Source organism: Microcoleus sp. A2-C3, assembly GCF_036706065.1.
Lineage (GTDB): Bacteria > Cyanobacteriota > Cyanobacteriia > Cyanobacteriales > Microcoleaceae > Microcoleus.
Genome location: NZ_JAUBVX010000031.1, coordinates 60,112 through 76,614, shown reverse-complemented (window position 1 = coordinate 76,614; position 16,503 = coordinate 60,112). Strand labels below are relative to the sequence as shown.

General features: G+C 45.9%; 15 protein-coding genes and 1 pseudogene. 11 read left to right on the top strand and 5 right to left on the bottom strand.

Annotated features, from left to right (window positions below):
* Nucleotides 1-127: 127 nt before the first annotated feature.
* A complete protein-coding gene (locus QUB66_RS18145; protein WP_332968979.1) occupies nucleotides 128-1,030 on the bottom strand; it encodes an alpha/beta fold hydrolase in 903 nt (300 codons plus the stop codon).
* Nucleotides 1,031-1,259: 229 nt separating this feature from the next.
* Here QUB66_RS18145 and speB point away from each other — a divergent pair, with 229 nt between their 5' ends.
* The 9 genes and pseudogenes from speB to QUB66_RS18100 all read left to right on the top strand — a co-directional run.
* Complete coding sequence (gene speB, locus QUB66_RS18140; protein ID WP_265233667.1) at nucleotides 1,260-2,189, top strand: agmatinase; 930 nt, start codon at nucleotides 1,260-1,262, stop codon at nucleotides 2,187-2,189.
* 130 nt (nucleotides 2,190-2,319) lie between these two features.
* The gene (locus QUB66_RS18135; RefSeq protein WP_265233668.1) at nucleotides 2,320-2,877 is read left to right on the top strand and encodes a thioredoxin family protein; all 558 of its coding nucleotides are present in this window, start codon (nucleotides 2,320-2,322) and stop codon (nucleotides 2,875-2,877) included.
* Nucleotides 2,878-3,052: 175 nt separating this feature from the next.
* A complete protein-coding gene (modA, locus tag QUB66_RS18130; protein ID WP_332968982.1) occupies nucleotides 3,053-3,859 on the top strand; it encodes a molybdate ABC transporter substrate-binding protein in 807 nt (268 codons plus the stop codon).
* A gap of 120 nt (nucleotides 3,860-3,979) precedes the next feature.
* On the top strand, nucleotides 3,980-5,800 hold the full coding sequence (modB, locus tag QUB66_RS18125; RefSeq protein WP_332968983.1) for a molybdate ABC transporter permease subunit: 1,821 nt from the start codon (nucleotides 3,980-3,982) through the stop codon (nucleotides 5,798-5,800).
* A 224-nt stretch (nucleotides 5,801-6,024) separates the two neighbouring features.
* The gene (msrB, locus tag QUB66_RS18120) at nucleotides 6,025-6,423 is read left to right on the top strand and encodes a peptide-methionine (R)-S-oxide reductase MsrB (protein WP_332968984.1); all 399 of its coding nucleotides are present in this window, start codon (nucleotides 6,025-6,027) and stop codon (nucleotides 6,421-6,423) included.
* A gap of 247 nt (nucleotides 6,424-6,670) precedes the next feature.
* A complete protein-coding gene (gene pyrH / locus QUB66_RS18115; protein ID WP_265233747.1) occupies nucleotides 6,671-7,399 on the top strand; it encodes a UMP kinase in 729 nt (242 codons plus the stop codon).
* On the top strand, nucleotides 7,386-7,934 hold the full coding sequence (gene frr / locus QUB66_RS18110) for a ribosome recycling factor (RefSeq protein ID WP_265233672.1): 549 nt from the start codon (nucleotides 7,386-7,388) through the stop codon (nucleotides 7,932-7,934). The genes pyrH and frr overlap by 14 nt, the downstream gene beginning before the upstream one ends.
* Nucleotides 7,935-8,453: 519 nt before the next feature.
* A complete protein-coding gene (locus tag QUB66_RS18105) occupies nucleotides 8,454-8,909 on the top strand; it encodes an NADAR family protein (RefSeq protein WP_265233748.1) in 456 nt (151 codons plus the stop codon).
* Between the two features lie 308 nt (nucleotides 8,910-9,217).
* Nucleotides 9,218-9,463: pseudogene (locus QUB66_RS18100) on the top strand (sensor histidine kinase); the annotation flags it as partial.
* Nucleotides 9,464-9,473: 10 nt separating this feature from the next.
* On the opposite strand, the gene QUB66_RS18095 reads toward QUB66_RS18100, so the two are convergent.
* Together QUB66_RS18095 and QUB66_RS18090 are read right to left on the bottom strand one after the other, a co-directional pair.
* Complete coding sequence (locus QUB66_RS18095; protein WP_265233673.1) at nucleotides 9,474-10,250, bottom strand: pentapeptide repeat-containing protein; 777 nt, start codon at nucleotides 10,248-10,250, stop codon at nucleotides 9,474-9,476.
* A gap of 243 nt (nucleotides 10,251-10,493) precedes the next feature.
* Nucleotides 10,494-11,138, bottom strand: coding sequence for a pentapeptide repeat-containing protein (locus QUB66_RS18090; RefSeq protein WP_265233674.1), 645 nt, complete (start codon nucleotides 11,136-11,138; stop codon nucleotides 10,494-10,496).
* A gap of 1,055 nt (nucleotides 11,139-12,193) precedes the next feature.
* Here QUB66_RS18090 and QUB66_RS18085 point away from each other — a divergent pair.
* Nucleotides 12,194-12,631, top strand: coding sequence for a helix-turn-helix domain-containing protein (locus tag QUB66_RS18085; RefSeq protein WP_265233675.1), 438 nt, complete (start codon nucleotides 12,194-12,196; stop codon nucleotides 12,629-12,631).
* A gap of 500 nt (nucleotides 12,632-13,131) precedes the next feature.
* Here the strand turns inward: QUB66_RS18085 and QUB66_RS18080 are convergent, their stop codons facing one another.
* Nucleotides 13,132-13,485, bottom strand: a complete 354-nt coding sequence (locus tag QUB66_RS18080) for a metal-sensitive transcriptional regulator (protein ID WP_265233676.1) — start codon at nucleotides 13,483-13,485, stop codon at nucleotides 13,132-13,134.
* Nucleotides 13,486-13,753: 268 nt separating this feature from the next.
* Between QUB66_RS18080 and QUB66_RS18075 the strand changes: the two genes are divergently transcribed.
* The gene (locus QUB66_RS18075) at nucleotides 13,754-14,971 is read left to right on the top strand and encodes an HhoA/HhoB/HtrA family serine endopeptidase (RefSeq protein WP_332968986.1); all 1,218 of its coding nucleotides are present in this window, start codon (nucleotides 13,754-13,756) and stop codon (nucleotides 14,969-14,971) included.
* Between the two features lie 83 nt (nucleotides 14,972-15,054).
* Here QUB66_RS18075 and QUB66_RS18070 read toward each other — a convergent pair whose 3' ends face one another.
* Nucleotides 15,055-16,470: an LCP family protein gene (locus QUB66_RS18070; RefSeq protein ID WP_265233678.1), complete on the bottom strand. Its 1,416-nt coding sequence runs from the start codon at nucleotides 16,468-16,470 to the stop codon at nucleotides 15,055-15,057.
* Nucleotides 16,471-16,503 lie beyond the last annotated feature (33 nt).

Genomic DNA, 16,503 nt, shown 5'->3' with positions numbered 1-16,503 from the left:
TCTGCCTTATCATAGTTCTCTTGCCAGGATTACGGGATGTTTGGTTTCACCCTTTTTTAATTCGCCAACAGTCTCTTTCAACCGCCGTATTCGTTTATGTAGATGCGGTTTCAACCGCCGTCTTTGTTTATTTCGTCTTGTCTGCAATCCAATCGAGTAAAATAGGATTGACCAATTCCGGCGCTTCATCATGGGGACAATGGCCCACTCCCTCCAGCGTAATAAACTTTTCTACAGCCGGAAATTTTGCCAATTCTTGCCCCAGGGCGATCGGCTCCCAAGGGTCATTTGCGCCCCACACAATCAAAGCAGGACACTTCAAACGCGGTAACAAATCCTCCGGTAACGGGCCTTGAGAATAGCTGATAAATGCCACAAATACATCCACAGCGCCACTGTCTCGCGCTGGTTTTAACAAAATTTCTACAAGTTCGTCGGTGACAGCTTCCGGCTGGTGATAGGCTTGCAAAAGCACTTTTTTGACTGTATTCGGCGTGGCTAATTGTTTAAAAAATAATTGACTTATCCACTTGACATTTAAAACTTTTTGTGCTATGGGCGCTCCAAAACTGCGATACCAAGGCAATTCGGCGCGCTTGCGATCGTGCAGCAAGCGCAGGGAACAATTGAGTAAAATTACACCAGAAGCAATGTCGGGAAAATCCACAGCCGCTTGCATAATTGCTACACAGCCGATCGAATTTCCCACCAAAAAAGCCGGTCCGCCCGCAACTTCCCGACAAAAATCAGCAATTAACTCTCCCCAAGTTTCAAAAGTATAGTCAATCTCAAGCTTAGGCGCGGGCTTAGCAGAACCGCCAAAACCGATAAGATCGATCGCGTAACAGCGACAACTAGCAGCCAAAACAGGCAAATTCTTGCGCCAGTGGCCCCAAGACGCGCCAAAACCGTGGACAAACACCACCGCAGGGCCCTCAGTTCCCGCAGCCTGGTAACAAATCGGAAAGCCTTTCCACATCCAGGTTTGAGGTGCTGCAAGTGTTGACATAGCGGGAGTAGAAGATGTCATAAAAGTGAAAATTTAAGAGTAAGAAGGACTGAAGTCCTTACTACAAACCGTATCGCAATTCGAGGCAACCGCTAGGACATAAATCCCAAACCTTCCTTATTCCCTTCTCCCTCTCTGCGCCCTCAGCGCTCTCTGCGGTTAAATCCTCTTTCTTCTTCCTTTGCACTACGAGCCGATACTATGCCACCATTAAAGATGCTGAATTTTTTGCTTTATTGAAATTTCCCCTATGCCACCGATCATTTCCACTGCTGTCGTACCGTTTCTGGGATCAGAAATTGTACCCGACTACGACACAGCCAAAGTAGTAATCTTGCCAATTCCCTACGAAGCAACCACCACCTACCGCCGAGGCTGCGAAAACGGGCCCGCCAAACTGCTAGAAGCTTCACACCAACTGGAGTGCTACGACGAAGAACTAGATTCCGAAGTTTGCTACGATGTTGGCATTTATACCGCAATGCCGATCGCCGATACCCGCAACCAGCAACCAGTATCATCCCTAGAAATGCTGGAAGTCACGCAACAAACCGTACACCAGCTAATTACCGAAAATAAATTTGTAATTTCCCTCGGAGGCGAGCACAGCATCACCGCCGGCATTGTCGAAGGCTACCGCCAAGGCTACCCGGATGAACCGTTTACAGTCGTGCAAATCGACGCCCACGGCGACTTGCGCCACGAATACGAAGGCTCGATCCACAACCACGCCTGTGTGATGCGGCGGGTTGTTGATATGGGCTTACCGACACTGCAAATCGGGATTCGCGCTATTTGCAAGGAAGAAGCCGACTTGATTAAAGCAAAACAGCTAAACGTGATTCGAGCTCGGGAAATTGCTAATGAACCGGATTGGGCCGATCGCGCCATTGCCAGCATAACAACCAAACGAGTATTTTTGACGATCGACCTAGACGGCATCGATCCAACATTAATACCAGGGGTTGGCACACCAGAACCAGGCGGGTTAAATTGGTATTCTCTCACGGGATTTTTGCGCCGCGTCTTCGAGTCCCACGAAGTAATCGGCTGTGACATTATGGAATTAGCACCTCTTGTAGATTCTGTCGTCTCAGAATTTACCGCAGCCAAATTAACATACAAAATGATTGGATATCAAGCTCTAGCGAAAGGTTGGCTAAAGCAAGACGAGGAATAAATCGCTTACTTGCAAAAATAGGCTGTTGGCAAGGCTAGAATTAAAGCAAAGCCCAAAAACAGCCTATTTTATTCGCCCTGAGACTTTCATCTTTCATGCTGGCAAATACTGCTCCTCACCTCCTGAAAAAATGAATTTACTAATCGAAACAACTGGTACTCCCATTAACAGCTACGCTCCCGATTTTGAACTACCGGGAGTTGACGACGAAGTTCACCATTTATCTCGATATTTAGAAAAATATCGGGCGATAGCGGTGATATTTATGTGTAATCAGTCTCATTCTGTGCAGTTGTATCTCGATCGCCTGAAACAACTTCAAGCAGATTTTCAAGATCGAAATGTTACGTTAATCGGGATTAATGCTAATGATGCCAATCAGCATCCCGATGAGAGTTTTGAGAATATGAAAACTTTTGCAGCCAACAATCAACTCAACTTCCCGTACATTCGAGATGTTGCTCAAGATGTGGCTGAAAGTTTTGGGGCTTCTAAAACGCCGGAGGTTTTTTTGTTAGACCAAGATGGCAGATTGCGCTATAAAGGTTTAATTGACGATAACGCGGACGATGCAGCAGGGGTGCAGATTTCTTATCTGCGAAGTGCGATCGACCAATTGCTCAAAGACGAACCAGTAGAACCTTCTACTACAGAGGCGATCGGTTGTTCTGTTAAATGGCGAGAATAGGGAGATAAGACGGCGGTTGAAACCGCGTCTACACAAACAATGTCCGCCTCCGCGGACTGAAGAAGATAATGTATTTTAACCGCTTGCTCTTCAACCCGCGCACCATCCGGGTTTCGTCTGTATAGACGCGGTTTCAACCGCCCGGTTTTCTATTTCCCATAAACTTCTATTTCCCATGAACCTAAAAAGAAAACGCATTCTCAACTTGATTATCGCAGCCGTCGCGACGCTGGTACTGCTGATTAGTTGGAACTTATTTCAGAATGTTTCCCCAGCCACAGCACAGCAGCGCACGTCTTTAACTGTATCCGCAGCCATCAGTCTCTCACCAGCCTTAACAGAAATCAAAACAGTATATCAAAGCAGCAATCCCAATACTACTATTAGTTATAATTTTGGTGCTTCCGGCGCACTAGAGCAGCAAATTCAGCAAGGAGCTCCGGTAGATGTATTTTTCAGCGCCGCTACTAAACAAATGGATGGTTTGCAGAAAGCTAATTTGCTGCTGAATGAGACGCGCCGCAATTTGCTGACAAATCGCCTAGTTTTGATTGTTCCTAAAAATGGCGCTGCTTTGAGCGATTTTAAACAGTTGACAGAGGCAAAAATCAAGAAAATTGCGATCGGCGAACCGAAAAGCGTACCGGCAGGACAATACGCCCAAGAAATGCTAACTAAGCTGGGATTATGGTCGCAACTGCAACCAAAATTAGTGCTGGGAAATAACGTCCGCCAAGTCCTGACATTTGTCGAAAGCGGTAACGTTGACGCCGGTATAGTCTACACCACAGATGCCAAATCATCGGACAAGGTAACTCTGCGACTAACGGCTGCCGAAAACTTGCACTCGCCCATTGTTTATCCGCTAGCAGTTATCAAAAACAGCCGCAATCCCGCCGCAGCCAAAGCCTTTGTTGAGTTTTTGGCGGGCGATCGGGCTAAAATAGTATTTCAGAAATACGGATTCGGTACAGCTCGTTAATTATTCGTAAAACTTGTAGCAATTCAAAAAACTTTCTTCTCTTCCTTCTCTTCCTCTGTGTTCTCTGCGCCCTCTGCGGTTCAAAAAAATCATCCAAAACTGCGATAGTTCATCCAAAATATGGAATTTGACATATCTCCATTATGGATATCCCTAAAATCATCAGCCATCGCCACATTCTTTACCTTCTTTCTGGGAATAGCTGCCGCCCGGTGGATGCTTTCAACTCGCATCCCAGGTAAAGCCTTGATTGAAGGCATTTTCATCTCTCCTTTGGTTTTGCCGCCCACGGTAGTCGGATTTTTGCTGCTGCTGCTGTTTGGTAGAAATGGCGCGATCGGTCAATTTCTCCTAAAATTTGATTTAACTATAATTTTTACTTGGCAAGCCGCCGTAATTACTGCCACAGTCGTATCATTTCCCCTGATGTACAAAACTGCTTTGGGGGCTTTTGAGCAAATTGATACCAATCTTCTCAATGCAGCCCGCACTTTGGGCGCTTCGGAAGGGACGGTTTTTTGGCGGATTATGTTGCCGCTAGCGTGGCCGGGAATTATAGCAGGAACTATTCTCGCATTTGCCCGCGCTTTGGGTGAATTCGGCGCGACGCTGATGTTAGCTGGGAATATTCCCGGACAAACTCAAACTATCCCGATGGCAATTTATTTTGCTGTGGAAGCTGGGGATATGAGGCAAGCTGCTATTTGGGTTGTGATTATTCTCAGTCTTGCTTTGAGTGTGCTGACTTTGGTTAATTACTGGACTTATTTACCAAGGATTTCTTCCAAGCCAAATCCTAACTATCAACGGCAATCTAATTTCGCTAAATTTTCTTCAAATATTACCATAAAATCCCCAAATAAACAACTAGAAGGCGGACTATTTTTAAATATTTTTAAACCTCTTTCTGGCTTTGCCTTGGAGGTCGGTTTTGATATCGGCCCGGAAGTGCTGGGAATTTTGGGCGCGTCGGGTTCCGGCAAAAGCATGACTCTGCGCTGCATCGCGGGTTTGGAAACTCCCAGCAGCGGTAAAATTACAGTTAACGGTAAGGTTTTATTTGACTCGGCAGAGGGCATTAATTTACCTTCTAAAGACCGCCGTATTGGTTTTTTGTTTCAAAACTATGCTTTGTTTCCTCACTTGAATGTGGCTCAAAATATTGCTTTTGGTTTGCAGCATTTATCTAAAAGCGAGCAAAAAATTCGGGTCAAAGAACAGCTTGTTTCGGTGCAAATGTTGGGAATGGAAAACCGCTATCCTCACGAACTTTCTGGGGGCCAGCAGCAGCGGGTGGCATTGGCGAGGGCGATCGCCCCTTCTCCCGATTTACTGCTGTTAGACGAACCGTTTTCGGCTTTGGACACGCACTTGCGGAGTCAACTGGAACGGGAGTTAATGCAGGTTCTGGCTAATTATCGGGGAATTACTTTGTTTGTCAGTCACAATTTAGAGGAAGTTTACCGGGTGTGCAAAAATCTGTTGGTGTTGGCTGAGGGAAGGGCGATCGCCTTTGATACCAAACAGAACATTTTCGATCGCCCGCGCAACTTCACCGTCGCCCAGTTGACTGGCTGTAAGAACTTCTGTGCAGCTAAACCGGTTGCTGAAACTGTCGTAGAGGCGATCGACTGGGGCTGCAATCTAACTGTCGTCGAACCAATCCCCAAATCTTTGGTTTCTGTCGGAATTCGAGCTCATCAAATCAGTTTTGTTAACCGGTGCGATCGCGAAAATACATTTGCTTGTTGGATCGCCTCAACGGTGGAAACTCCTCACCGGGTGACATTATATCTCAAATTGCACTCGCCTCCCAATAATTCCCAAGATTATCACTTGCAAGCTGAAGTTTTCAAAGAAAAGTGGCGGGCTATCAAGGACAATCCTTTTCCCTGGTATGTTCATTTGGAGCCAATTAGGTTAATATTAATGGAGGCATGAGTCAACCAGATCCGACGTAGGGTTTGAAACCCCATCTATACAAACAAAGATTGTCGGACGGCGGTTGAAACCGCTCCTATACAAACGATGTCCGCCTCCGCGGACTGAAGAAATAATTTCAACCACCCGCTCTTCAACCCGCGGAGGCGGGTTTTGTCTGTATAGACGCGGTTTCAACCGCCGTGTTTTCTTCAACTAATTTCATCTACACCAAAGATTAAACCATGACAGACAAAGTTAAAAAAACCGATGCCGAATGGCAACAGCAACTAACGCCAGAACAGTTCAAAGTCACCCGAAAAAAGGGAACAGAAAGAGCTTTTAGCGGCGAATATCACGACAACAAAAAGCCCGGACTCTATAAGTGCATTTGCTGCGGTACAGAGCTATTTGAATCGGAAACAAAATACGATTCCGGTACCGGTTGGCCGAGTTTCTACGCTCCCATAAAAGAAGAAAATGTCAGGAATGAGTCGGATAACGCCTTGTTCATGCGCCGCACGGAGGTACTGTGTGCCGTTTGTGACGCTCATCTCGGTCACGTATTCAACGATGGGCCAAAACCCACGGGCCAGCGTTACTGCATGAATTCTGCTTCTCTTGATTTCGTTCCCAAGGATTGAACTAAGACAGTCATAGACGCAAGCGGGGCAAAAAACACGGTTTCTGCGTAAATATCTCTCGGAGAGTGCCAGGATTTTTAGGAGAAACCCTTTTTTGCCTTAGTCAACAGTCAACAGTCAACAGTCAACAGTCAACATTCCAAGGTGTTCTGGAACAAGCGCAAAAGCCTGTTCGTGGCAATTGATGTTCAAAATGCACCCGTGCTGCTATCTTGTTGTGGAGACAAAAAGAAAAAATAGTGGCGGCATGGGGATGGTTTATCAGCGGGTTTTGCTGAAGCTCAGCGGTGAAGCGCTGATGGGTAGCTTGGGCTACGGTATCGATCCGGTAGTCGTTGGGTCGATCGCCCAGGAAGTGGCTAAAGTCGTGTCCGAAGGCATTCAAATCGCGATCGTTGTCGGCGGCGGCAACATTTTTCGTGGCGTGAAAGCTGCTTCGGCAGGCATGGATCGGGCAACAGCCGACTATGTGGGCATGATTGCTACAGTGATGAATGCTATCACTTTGCAGGATGCTCTGGAACAAGCAGGAGTGCCCACAAGGGTGCAATCGGCGATCGCCATGCAAGAAATAGCTGAACCCTACATTCGACGGCGGGCAATTCGCCACCTCGAAAAAAAACGGGTAGTGATTTTTGGTGCCGGTTCTGGCAATCCTTTTTTTACTACTGATACTACAGCCGCATTGCGGGCGGCTGAAATTGATGCAGAGGTGATTTTTAAAGCTACTAAGGTAGATGGGGTCTACGATTCCGACCCCCATATCAACCCCAACGCGCGCAGGTATCAAACCCTCACCTACGCCCACGTCTTGAACCAAGACTTGCGGGTGATGGATAGTACCGCGATCGCCCTGTGCAAAGAAAATAATATTCCTATTATGGTATTTGACCTCTCGGTATCGGGAAACATCTACCGAGCAGTAATGGGAGAATCTATTGGAACCCTTGTCGGAGGATTTTGTGAAGTTAGCTGAATCAGAAGATCATATGCAAAAGGCTGTTGAGGCTACTCAACGGTCTTTTAATACTATTCGGACGGGACGCGCCAACGCTTCCCTGCTCGATCGAGTCATGGTAGATTACTACGGATCTCCAACTCCGATCAAATCCCTTGCCAACATCGGCACCCCGGATGCAACCACGATCAACATTCAACCGTTCGATCGCACAGCCCTTACCTCGATCGAAAAAGCAATTTCCCTGTCAGATGTAGGACTCGTACCTAACAACGACGGTTCAGTTATTAGGTTGAACATTCCGCCGCTGACAAGCGAGAGACGCCAAGAATTTGTCAAAATGGCCGCCAAGTTTGCCGAAGAAGGTAAAGTCGCAATTCGCAATATCCGCCGCGATGCCGTTGACTCGATTCGCAAGCAAGAAAAAAGCAGCGATATCTCTAAAGATGAATCGCGAGACTTGCAAGATAAAATTCAAAAACTGACGGATAAGTACATCGCCAAAATAGAAGAAGTTCTGGCAGGCAAAGAGAGAGATATCACGAAAGTTTAGTGAATGGGAAATTGGGCATGGGGAAAATGCAGGAATTTTAGCAGGAACAAGGAAAAGGAAATATTCTTAAATCCCAATTCCTGATTCTCCATTCCTCATTCCCAATTCTCGATCGTTATATTGAAGATCAGACCTACGGTTGAAACCGCGCCTATACAAACGAAAGAGTTTATAGTGCAATGCGCACCAGTTGACTTGATACTTCTTGTAAATCTTTGATAGAGTCGGCAAACCGCAAATAAAAAGCAGATACAATCCAGATAAAAAGCATCAAATTGCTATTTCAAGTTGGGATTTGTCAAACTTCAAGCAAGAAAAATGACTTTGGCAAATTTGGGTTTCAAATCAAGACGCTAAAACGCCAGTCAACCGATGTTCTTCGGTAGGCGACAAGGCCAACCGATGTGCAGTGCACTGAAATCCGTTATATCTTGTACGGCGGAAGCCGAACTTCCCTCTTCCTGAAATCCGTTACATCCGTTAAAAAATCCGTTGCCGAACTTTCTTCTTCCTTCTGCTATGATAATTTATTTTTATAAAGTAGAGGAGCCTTACGGCTGCTTTTCCAATTTTTCACCCCACGACATTTGCCTGCATGGTGAAGATTGGTTGACTGTGGAACATTACTATCAAGCCCAAAAATTTGTCGGTAGCGCTGATGAAAGATTAGTGGTGGCAATTCGATCCGTACCAACTCCTCAAGAAGCCGCCCAATTAGGTCGCGATCCGAACCACCGGATGCGCCATGATTGGGAAGCGGTGAAAATCCCAATTATGCGCGAAGCAATTTTAACTAAGTTTCTCGCTCATGCAGACATTCAAGCTATTCTCCTCGGCACAGGGGATCGAGTGATTGTAGAGGATTCGCCAACGGATTACTACTGGGGGTGCGGCGGCGATGGCACCGGCCAAAATCATTTGGGTAAAATTCTGATGAGCGTACGTAGCGAAATTTTTCAGCACCGGGCAGGCTGATCAAAACTCAAAATTTTTCGCTAAATTTCATTGTATGAAGTTATCCAAATAAATGTCAAGTTATCCTAATAATCAATAATTATGATCGTGAGATTTTAAGATTTCCAGAAATTTATGAGAATATTATAATAATAATTATCATTTGGTTAAGTTAGTCTGTTGAAAGCAAAGATTAAACTGGCGCGATCGCAAATTTTGATTGAGCGCTGGTTAGAGGCGATGCACCGTCGTCTCTAACCAGCGCGGGGCCGGTTAATAGTAAAGCTCGGCTTAGTCAAAAAATCAGGCTGATGCAGTACGCGCTCGATCGCACCGAATTAATCGATGCAAAAACTGTAAGAATTTGCGTTGCCGAAAACGGTCACGGCATCCCCAAAGAGTTGATTTCTCAAATATTTGATCCGTTTTTTACTACTAAACCCGTCGGTCTAGGAACGGGTTTAGGACTGTCGATCAGTTATCAAATTGTAGTTGACAAACACCAAGGGGTACTCAAGTGTGTTTCTGTACCAGGTCTGGGTACTGAATTCTCGATCGAGATTCCGCTGAATTAGCTAACTGTTCTTAGGGCAAAAGTATCTTCACCAGCACCGAACCGAGCGATCCCAGAAGACTCATCAAGTTGCCGTTGCCCCCAGTACGTGGTTCCGTTGGCTTTTGGCGCGCCACAATGGCTTCGGCTAACTGCTTTGACAATTCTTGACCTTGAGGATTTCCTTGAGTGGCAAAGAGTTGGTTTGCTCTAGCAGCATCTTGACTCGCGCCGGCGAAGTCTCCCAAGTCAGCGCGAGACATACTGCGCGCAAAATAAACGGCAGCTACATCCGATTTCAGATTTAGGGCTTGATTGTAATAATCAATCGCGTTTCTGTAGTTTCCCGCTTGAGCTTCCAGCACTCCCAATCGGTAAAAGTCTTCAGCGGTGCCAATATTAGTTGGCATTCCTCTAGCTCCCAGCAGTTGGGCGTTAGTTAAATTGGCGTTGAGCAAATTGGCGTCGCTAAGATAGGCACTTCTCAAGTCAGCACCGCTGAGGTTTGCCCCCGTCAGGTTTGCTCCCGTCAAGTTGACGCCAAACAAACTGGTGCCACTGAGGTTGGCTCCGCTAAGATCAGCTCCGGTAAGGTTAGCTCGGCTGAGGTTAGCCAATCTCAAATCAGCACCTTTGAGATTGGCTCCTGTTAAGTTGGCTAAAACCAGACCAGCGCTGCTGAGGTCGCAATTGGGGCACTGTCGGGTGGCTAGTAATTGTTGCGTGTGTTGAATGTTCTCGGCCTGTGCAGGGGCTAAAGGGGCGATCGCGCTCAGCAGCGTTGCAGCAGCCAGGATTCTTAGTTTCATCTTAAGCATCCAAAATCCGAAATAATAAATCTAAAATAGCTTCGATCGCAGCAATTGAAAATCCAGATCGTAGATATTGCTAAATATTGCCAGATTCTCAGCTATCTATCACAGACATCATACATTAAAGTTCAGAGCTTCACCTGAGTCTCAAACAAACATTTCGCTACCAATAAATTAGGGTAACAAAAAAATGTTACCCTTAGCCGTGCTTCTCGCCAACCATAAGATTTAACAGATAAATTAATCGTGAATCGTGCCGTCTGGCATCGTCGCACCCTTAAGATATACTCCGCTCAAGTTGACTTTTGTAAGATTTGCTCCCAACAGATTTGCCCCGCTTAAGTCTGACGCACTTAAAATCGCTTCAGTCAAGTCTGCCCTAATTAGGCTCGCTCCCATTAAGTCGGCTCCGCTGAGGTCTACTTTGGTTAAATTTGCCCCAATTAAATCTGCTTCTGTGAGCACCGCCCTGCGCAAGTTTACTCCGTAAAGATTTACTCCGTGCAAGTCTGCGTGGCTGAGTGTTGCCCGAGATATATTTGCTCCAATTAAAGTTGCTTGGATCAAGGAAGCTCCGCTCAAGTCTGCTTTGCTAAGATTTGCTCCCATCAACTCAGCTCGATACAGGTTAGCTTCAGCTAACAGTGCTTCAGTGAGGTCGGCTCCCGCTAAATCTGCTCTGCTCAAATTGATTTTGCACAAATTGGCTTTGCCAAAGTTGACTCTGCTGAGTTTGGCTTTGCTGAGATTGGAGCCAATCAAGTCGGCTTCATACAGATTGGCTCCAATCAATTCTGCTTCGTAGAGGTACACGGAGTGCAGGTAGACCCCACTAAAATTTCTTTCTCCTATGGCGTATAGCTTGAGCAGTTCGTCAACGTTCATTATGGATTCTCTACACCTTTTAAATGCAGAATACTCTCAGCAAGCTGGTTGCACCGGATGTTCTGCGATTTTAGACTTGAGATGCTGAAATATTTACAGCGCCAGACTTCCCTAGACCGTTTGGGCAAGGTGAAAGATCAAACAGAATTTTTTATTGCATTAAAAAATAAAATTAAAATTTTTTCACAACAATGTCATCGTACTTCGTGACTCAATCAAAGAATTCTCGCTGGAAAGTGCGATCGAGGTCATAACTTTTTGTTGCTAGTTGAGTTTACTGAGTATTGGTGTGACAAGAATCACTAATTTTTGTTAGTAGCATCACATAGGAACAACCGTTTCGATCACGCCAGACAGGGAAAAATAGCCGATAGTGGTACTGTAATGTTGAAAATTTGACAATTCCACAGTCGGCGTGTTTAACTCAACAGGCGATCAAGTCGGTAGTTTCACAGAGACCTGCCCGCAGCAGGAAAGTTGGTTGCACCGTCACTCGGCGCGACCCAATCCAGCCCATCAGAGTGCTGATATCTCAGGATTTCTCACAAAGGGAAAGCCAGAAATACACTTCTGGGAGTAGGAAAATCTGTGCATAAAAGTGCTACCGGCTCCTTTACAGACCAAGGCTGCATCCTAGCTGCCAAGGAAAAAAAATCGCCAATACTTTCGCATAAATCACAAATAAACACTAGAAAAATCATGATATATATTTAGAAAAAAGAGAATAAATAATATTCCTTAACAGTCAACTATTGCAGCTAATGTTGCATTCGAGCGGTTAACTGATATCAGTATTAGCAATGACGCTTGTGTCATCAAATACCAAACTGACTCAGAAACTGTTTTTTATCAAAAGACGCATTGCAGCCCTTGCTCCCGGTTTAAAAAAAAGGCTTCTGAGCCTCTTAGTAAATCCAGGACTGAAAAAGTTTAATTTAGATAGCTTTTGTCTGGCTTTATTAGCAAACAAAAGGCGAGCATTTAGGAGGAAAGCGGATTTTTCTCCCTAGTCAAAAAAACAATTGTAGATTACGAATCCCCGTGAGGTAATTGATATGGCTGGAGTATGTAAACTTAGCATCACAGAGACCACAGAAGAACTAAAAAACCTGTTAACCGAACAAAAAACGGCAAGTGGCTTTCAAAAGATTCAAGCACTTTACCTGTTCAAAATTTGTCACGTTAAGACAGTTAAAGAATTGGCAATGACGATCGGCGTAAACCGCATTACTGTGCAGCGGTGGCTGAGAAAGTACCGCTCTGACGGACTCGAAGGACTCCTGGAAACAAAGCACAGCGGTGGCCGCAAGCCCGCAATTCCTCCTCTGGCCCGTGCTAGTTTGGCAATGCGCCTCAGCGACCCCCAGAAAGGCTTTAAAAGCTATGGAGAAATTCAAGAGTGGTTGCAGCAGGAATATAGCATAGAGGCTTCCTATAAAGCCGTTTACGCAACAGTCAGATACCAGTTAAAAGGCAAGCTGACGAAAGTCTAGACAGTTAAACAGTTCATCCGAAGTCTGGTTAATCACCGTCTAATTATTGATACTCAGACTTTGAAACTGTTAATGATTTCCGTTGTCACTAAAAACTCGGTAATTCTTTTTGAACTAAGCTCGCTCTCATAAACTGCGGATAGTATAAATTATCTGTTGGGCCAATTGGGGCGAGGGGGAAAAAAATTGATACTTTTCCCACGTTTGTGAAAGATTCTTAAACCATGAGCCATAACTAATAACTTGCAAGTTTTGTCTAATTTGCAGGTTTTGTTATAGAAGAAGTCAGCAGTCATCAGTCAGAAGGAATAAGTGAAGAAGAAGGCTCGTTTCGCCTTCGGCTACGACAAGTCGCTCAAGTTAAAAAGCAGGAATAAGACAGCCTTTAGTTATCGTCGCGTGAGACATTTCGTTGCAATTAATTGCATGAGGAAAGCGATCTATCGCCAGAACTTCCTAACCATCTGGCGGGGCTGGTATATGTAAAAAAATGGCATCGACTAAGGCAAAAACCGATCCAAAGCAGCTTTCAACTCTTCTATTTCCGTATCGATATTGCCTTCTTTTGCTGCTCTGGCAATGCACTGCGTTAAATGTTCGTCAAGAATGATTCTCGCTACACGATCGAGCGCGCCTCGAACCGCAGCAACTTGCACGAGAACTTCGGGACAGGGACGGTTTTCTTGCACCATTGTTTTAATCCCACGGACGTGTCCCTCAATCCGAGATAACCGATTAACTAGCCGCCGCATGGATTCTTCATCGTGATGGTGAGGGTGGACTGATTGATCGCCGTGATGGTGGTGGGAATTTGAGGGCAAGGATTTGTCAGTAGAAGTATCAGATACAATCATCGGGGTTATGCCATTTTAGATTAAAGAATTGGGAATGAGTGCTTTTTAATGGTTGGGAGTGCGGGACTAGAGTTGCATTTTTTTTTAAACTGGTATTACTAGGGAAATTGTTCAAGTTAGAATTGAGAATATGTTGAGTTTGTGCTGGCTCCAGACTCGTGTATTGTAGCTGTCTAAATATATTTAGGATTTTCATAGCGGCAGATTATTGAGTCCGCTCGATCGCACACCTTTACCAGAATAACCCAGACTAACAAAGATTGACGCTATGCGACTATTTAAGTTTTTTGACCCCGCACCCCGAATCGGTGCTCGCTGGTTCGCCCTAATTTTAGGAATGACGATCGCCCTGAGTGCTCTCTTCATCGATGCTGCACCCGCTTGGGCCGTTGACGGCAAAAATCCGCCCAACTTGCGGGAACAGCCTCAAACAGCCGTACTCCCAGCGCAGGTGGCGGCAGATACCGGCAGTTTTGTGACGGCGGCAGTCGATCGAGTCGGGCCGGCAGTTGTCCGCATTGATACCGAGCGCACTGTCAGCCGCAACCTCAACCCGTTAATGGAAGACCCATTCTTCCGTAGATTTTTGGAAGAAGATCCGCGCAACAAAACTCCCAGAGAAGAACGCTTACGCGGTCAAGGTTCCGGCTTCATTATTGACAAAAGTGGGATTGTGTTAACCAATGCTCACGTAGTTGACAAAGCCGATCGAGTAACTGTCACCTTAAACGACGGCCGGACATTTCCAGGAGAAGTCCAAGGTACTGACGAAATAACAGATTTGGCTGTTGTCAAAATTAATACTAAACAAGCAAACTTACCCGTGGCAACACTGGGAGATTCTGATGCGGTGAAAGTGGGTGATTGGGCGATCGCCGTGGGCAACCCCCTGGGATTTGACAACACCGTCACCTTAGGCATTATCAGCACCCTCAAACGCTCCAGCGCAGCCGTCGGCATTCCCGACAAGCGGCTCGATTTCATTCAAACCGACGCGGCCATCAATCCTGGTAATTCCGGCGGCCCACTGCTAAACAGCAGAGGAGAAGTGATTGGTATCAACACGGCGATTCGAGCCGATGCAATGGGTATTGGGTTTGCAATTCCGATCGACAAAGCCAAGGCCATCTACGCGCAATTAGCCAAGGGAGAACAAGTCAGCCATCCGTTTTTGGGGATTCAGATGATTGCTTTGACTCCAGAAATGGCCAAAGAGAATAATGCTGACCCCAATGCTCCTGTGATTGTCCCGGAAGTTACAGGTGTGTTGGTGATGCGAGTTGTGCCCAATACGCCTGCTGAGAAAGCGGGGGTTCGCAAGGGGGATGTCATCGTTCAAATTGAGGGCGATAAAGTGACTCAGCCTGAACAGTTGCAAAATTTGGTGGAAAACAGCAAAATTGGTCAAATTCTGAAACTGAAGGTGCGCCGGGGTTCCCAGATTAAGGAAGTTGCTGTGACAACGGCTCAATTGAGGGATTTTTAGCCGATCGGGAATCAGATCATCTGAACTCATAAAAAACAGGACACAGCACTGCTGTGTCCCTACAAATGAATTTAAAACCCAGTTTAAAAAGACTTAAAGTCCCCGCCAGACTGAGTTTTTTTACTCAACCAATCCTTACCCAATCTGATTGTCACATCCGACTGCAAAGCACCGGTACTCTCAACTAGCACCTCTCCAAAACCCAAAGACTGGCGAATCGCTTGGGCACCTTTAATGTCGCCGTCTTGAGCTACAATTGTTGTTACATCTAGCGGTTCAGACCAAGCTTTAGAAACCTGAACATTCCGATAGCCTGCCCGAGTTAAAGTCGTGACAAAATCTTCAACAGCCGATTGATCGCCCGTACTGTCTTGAATCGCCACCTTCAGAAAAGTCGAATCAGCATTCTCGATTGTCCAAGTATTTTGACCGTAGTCAAAATGCTCTGCCACCATAGTTTCGATCGCATTTTGGTCTGGCAACCAAAAACTTGCCTTGTAGTCCTTAGGATCGCTGAATTTGCCGGGAACCATCAACATCTGCACGCCAGCGCGATCGGTTTGAGTAGCAAAACCAGCTAAGGCCACCAATTCTTCTATAGTCAAATTCGTATCAAGGTGAGACTGAATCACCGACAAAATCTTCGGCAAGCGAGACAGCAAACCAACATTAACTTGCTCTTCCACAAAAGCCCGCATCAACAATTGCTGGCGCTGTACCCGCCCGATATCGCCTAAATCGTCGTGTCGGTAAAGCAAATAATGCACGATTTGTTCGCCGTTGAGACGCTGTTTGCCAGCCTTTAAATCAATATATAAATGCTGGCTTTCATCGGTATACTTCATGTCTTTAGGGACATTAATAGTAATCCCACCAAGGGCATCTACCAAACTTTTGATGCCTTGAATATTGACTGTGACATAGCGGTCAATTCCCACACCGCCCAGCAGTCCGCTGACTGACTTCGCTGACGAAGCCGGGCCGCCGTAGTAATTAGCTTCATTGATTTTCACAGTACCCCTACCTTCAACATAGGTACGGGTGTCTCGCGGAATGGAAAGCACACTTATTTTTTTATTTTGAGGGTCAAACCTCACCAACAGCATGGTATCGGTTAAGCCCTTGAAAGAGTTTTGCCAGACATCGTATCCCTGCTCCTTATCGGGATGGCCGTCGAGGTCTGAACTCAGAACCTTAAGTCCTAAAACTAAAATATTAACTGGGCGAGTGAGCTCCGGCATCTTCATGCTGAGCTTTGCCATGTCGCCTTGAGAAAACACTGCCGCTTCTTCAGGGCTCAACTTTTGTTGCTGAAGCGGTGTTGTGGAAAGAGAGACGGCTAGCAGCGCTCCGGCGGTGGCTGAGAGCATGGCTACTCCAGCCAAACCAAAACCAAAACCCAGCCAACGGCCTCGGTGCGGCTGGTGCGATTTTTTGGTTGGAGGTTGAGCAGTTGATTGTTGGATAGGGTCTTGATTAGGAGTTTTTTGAGCTGGCACTGGCTTCCTCACACACAACAAAAATAAAAAAGA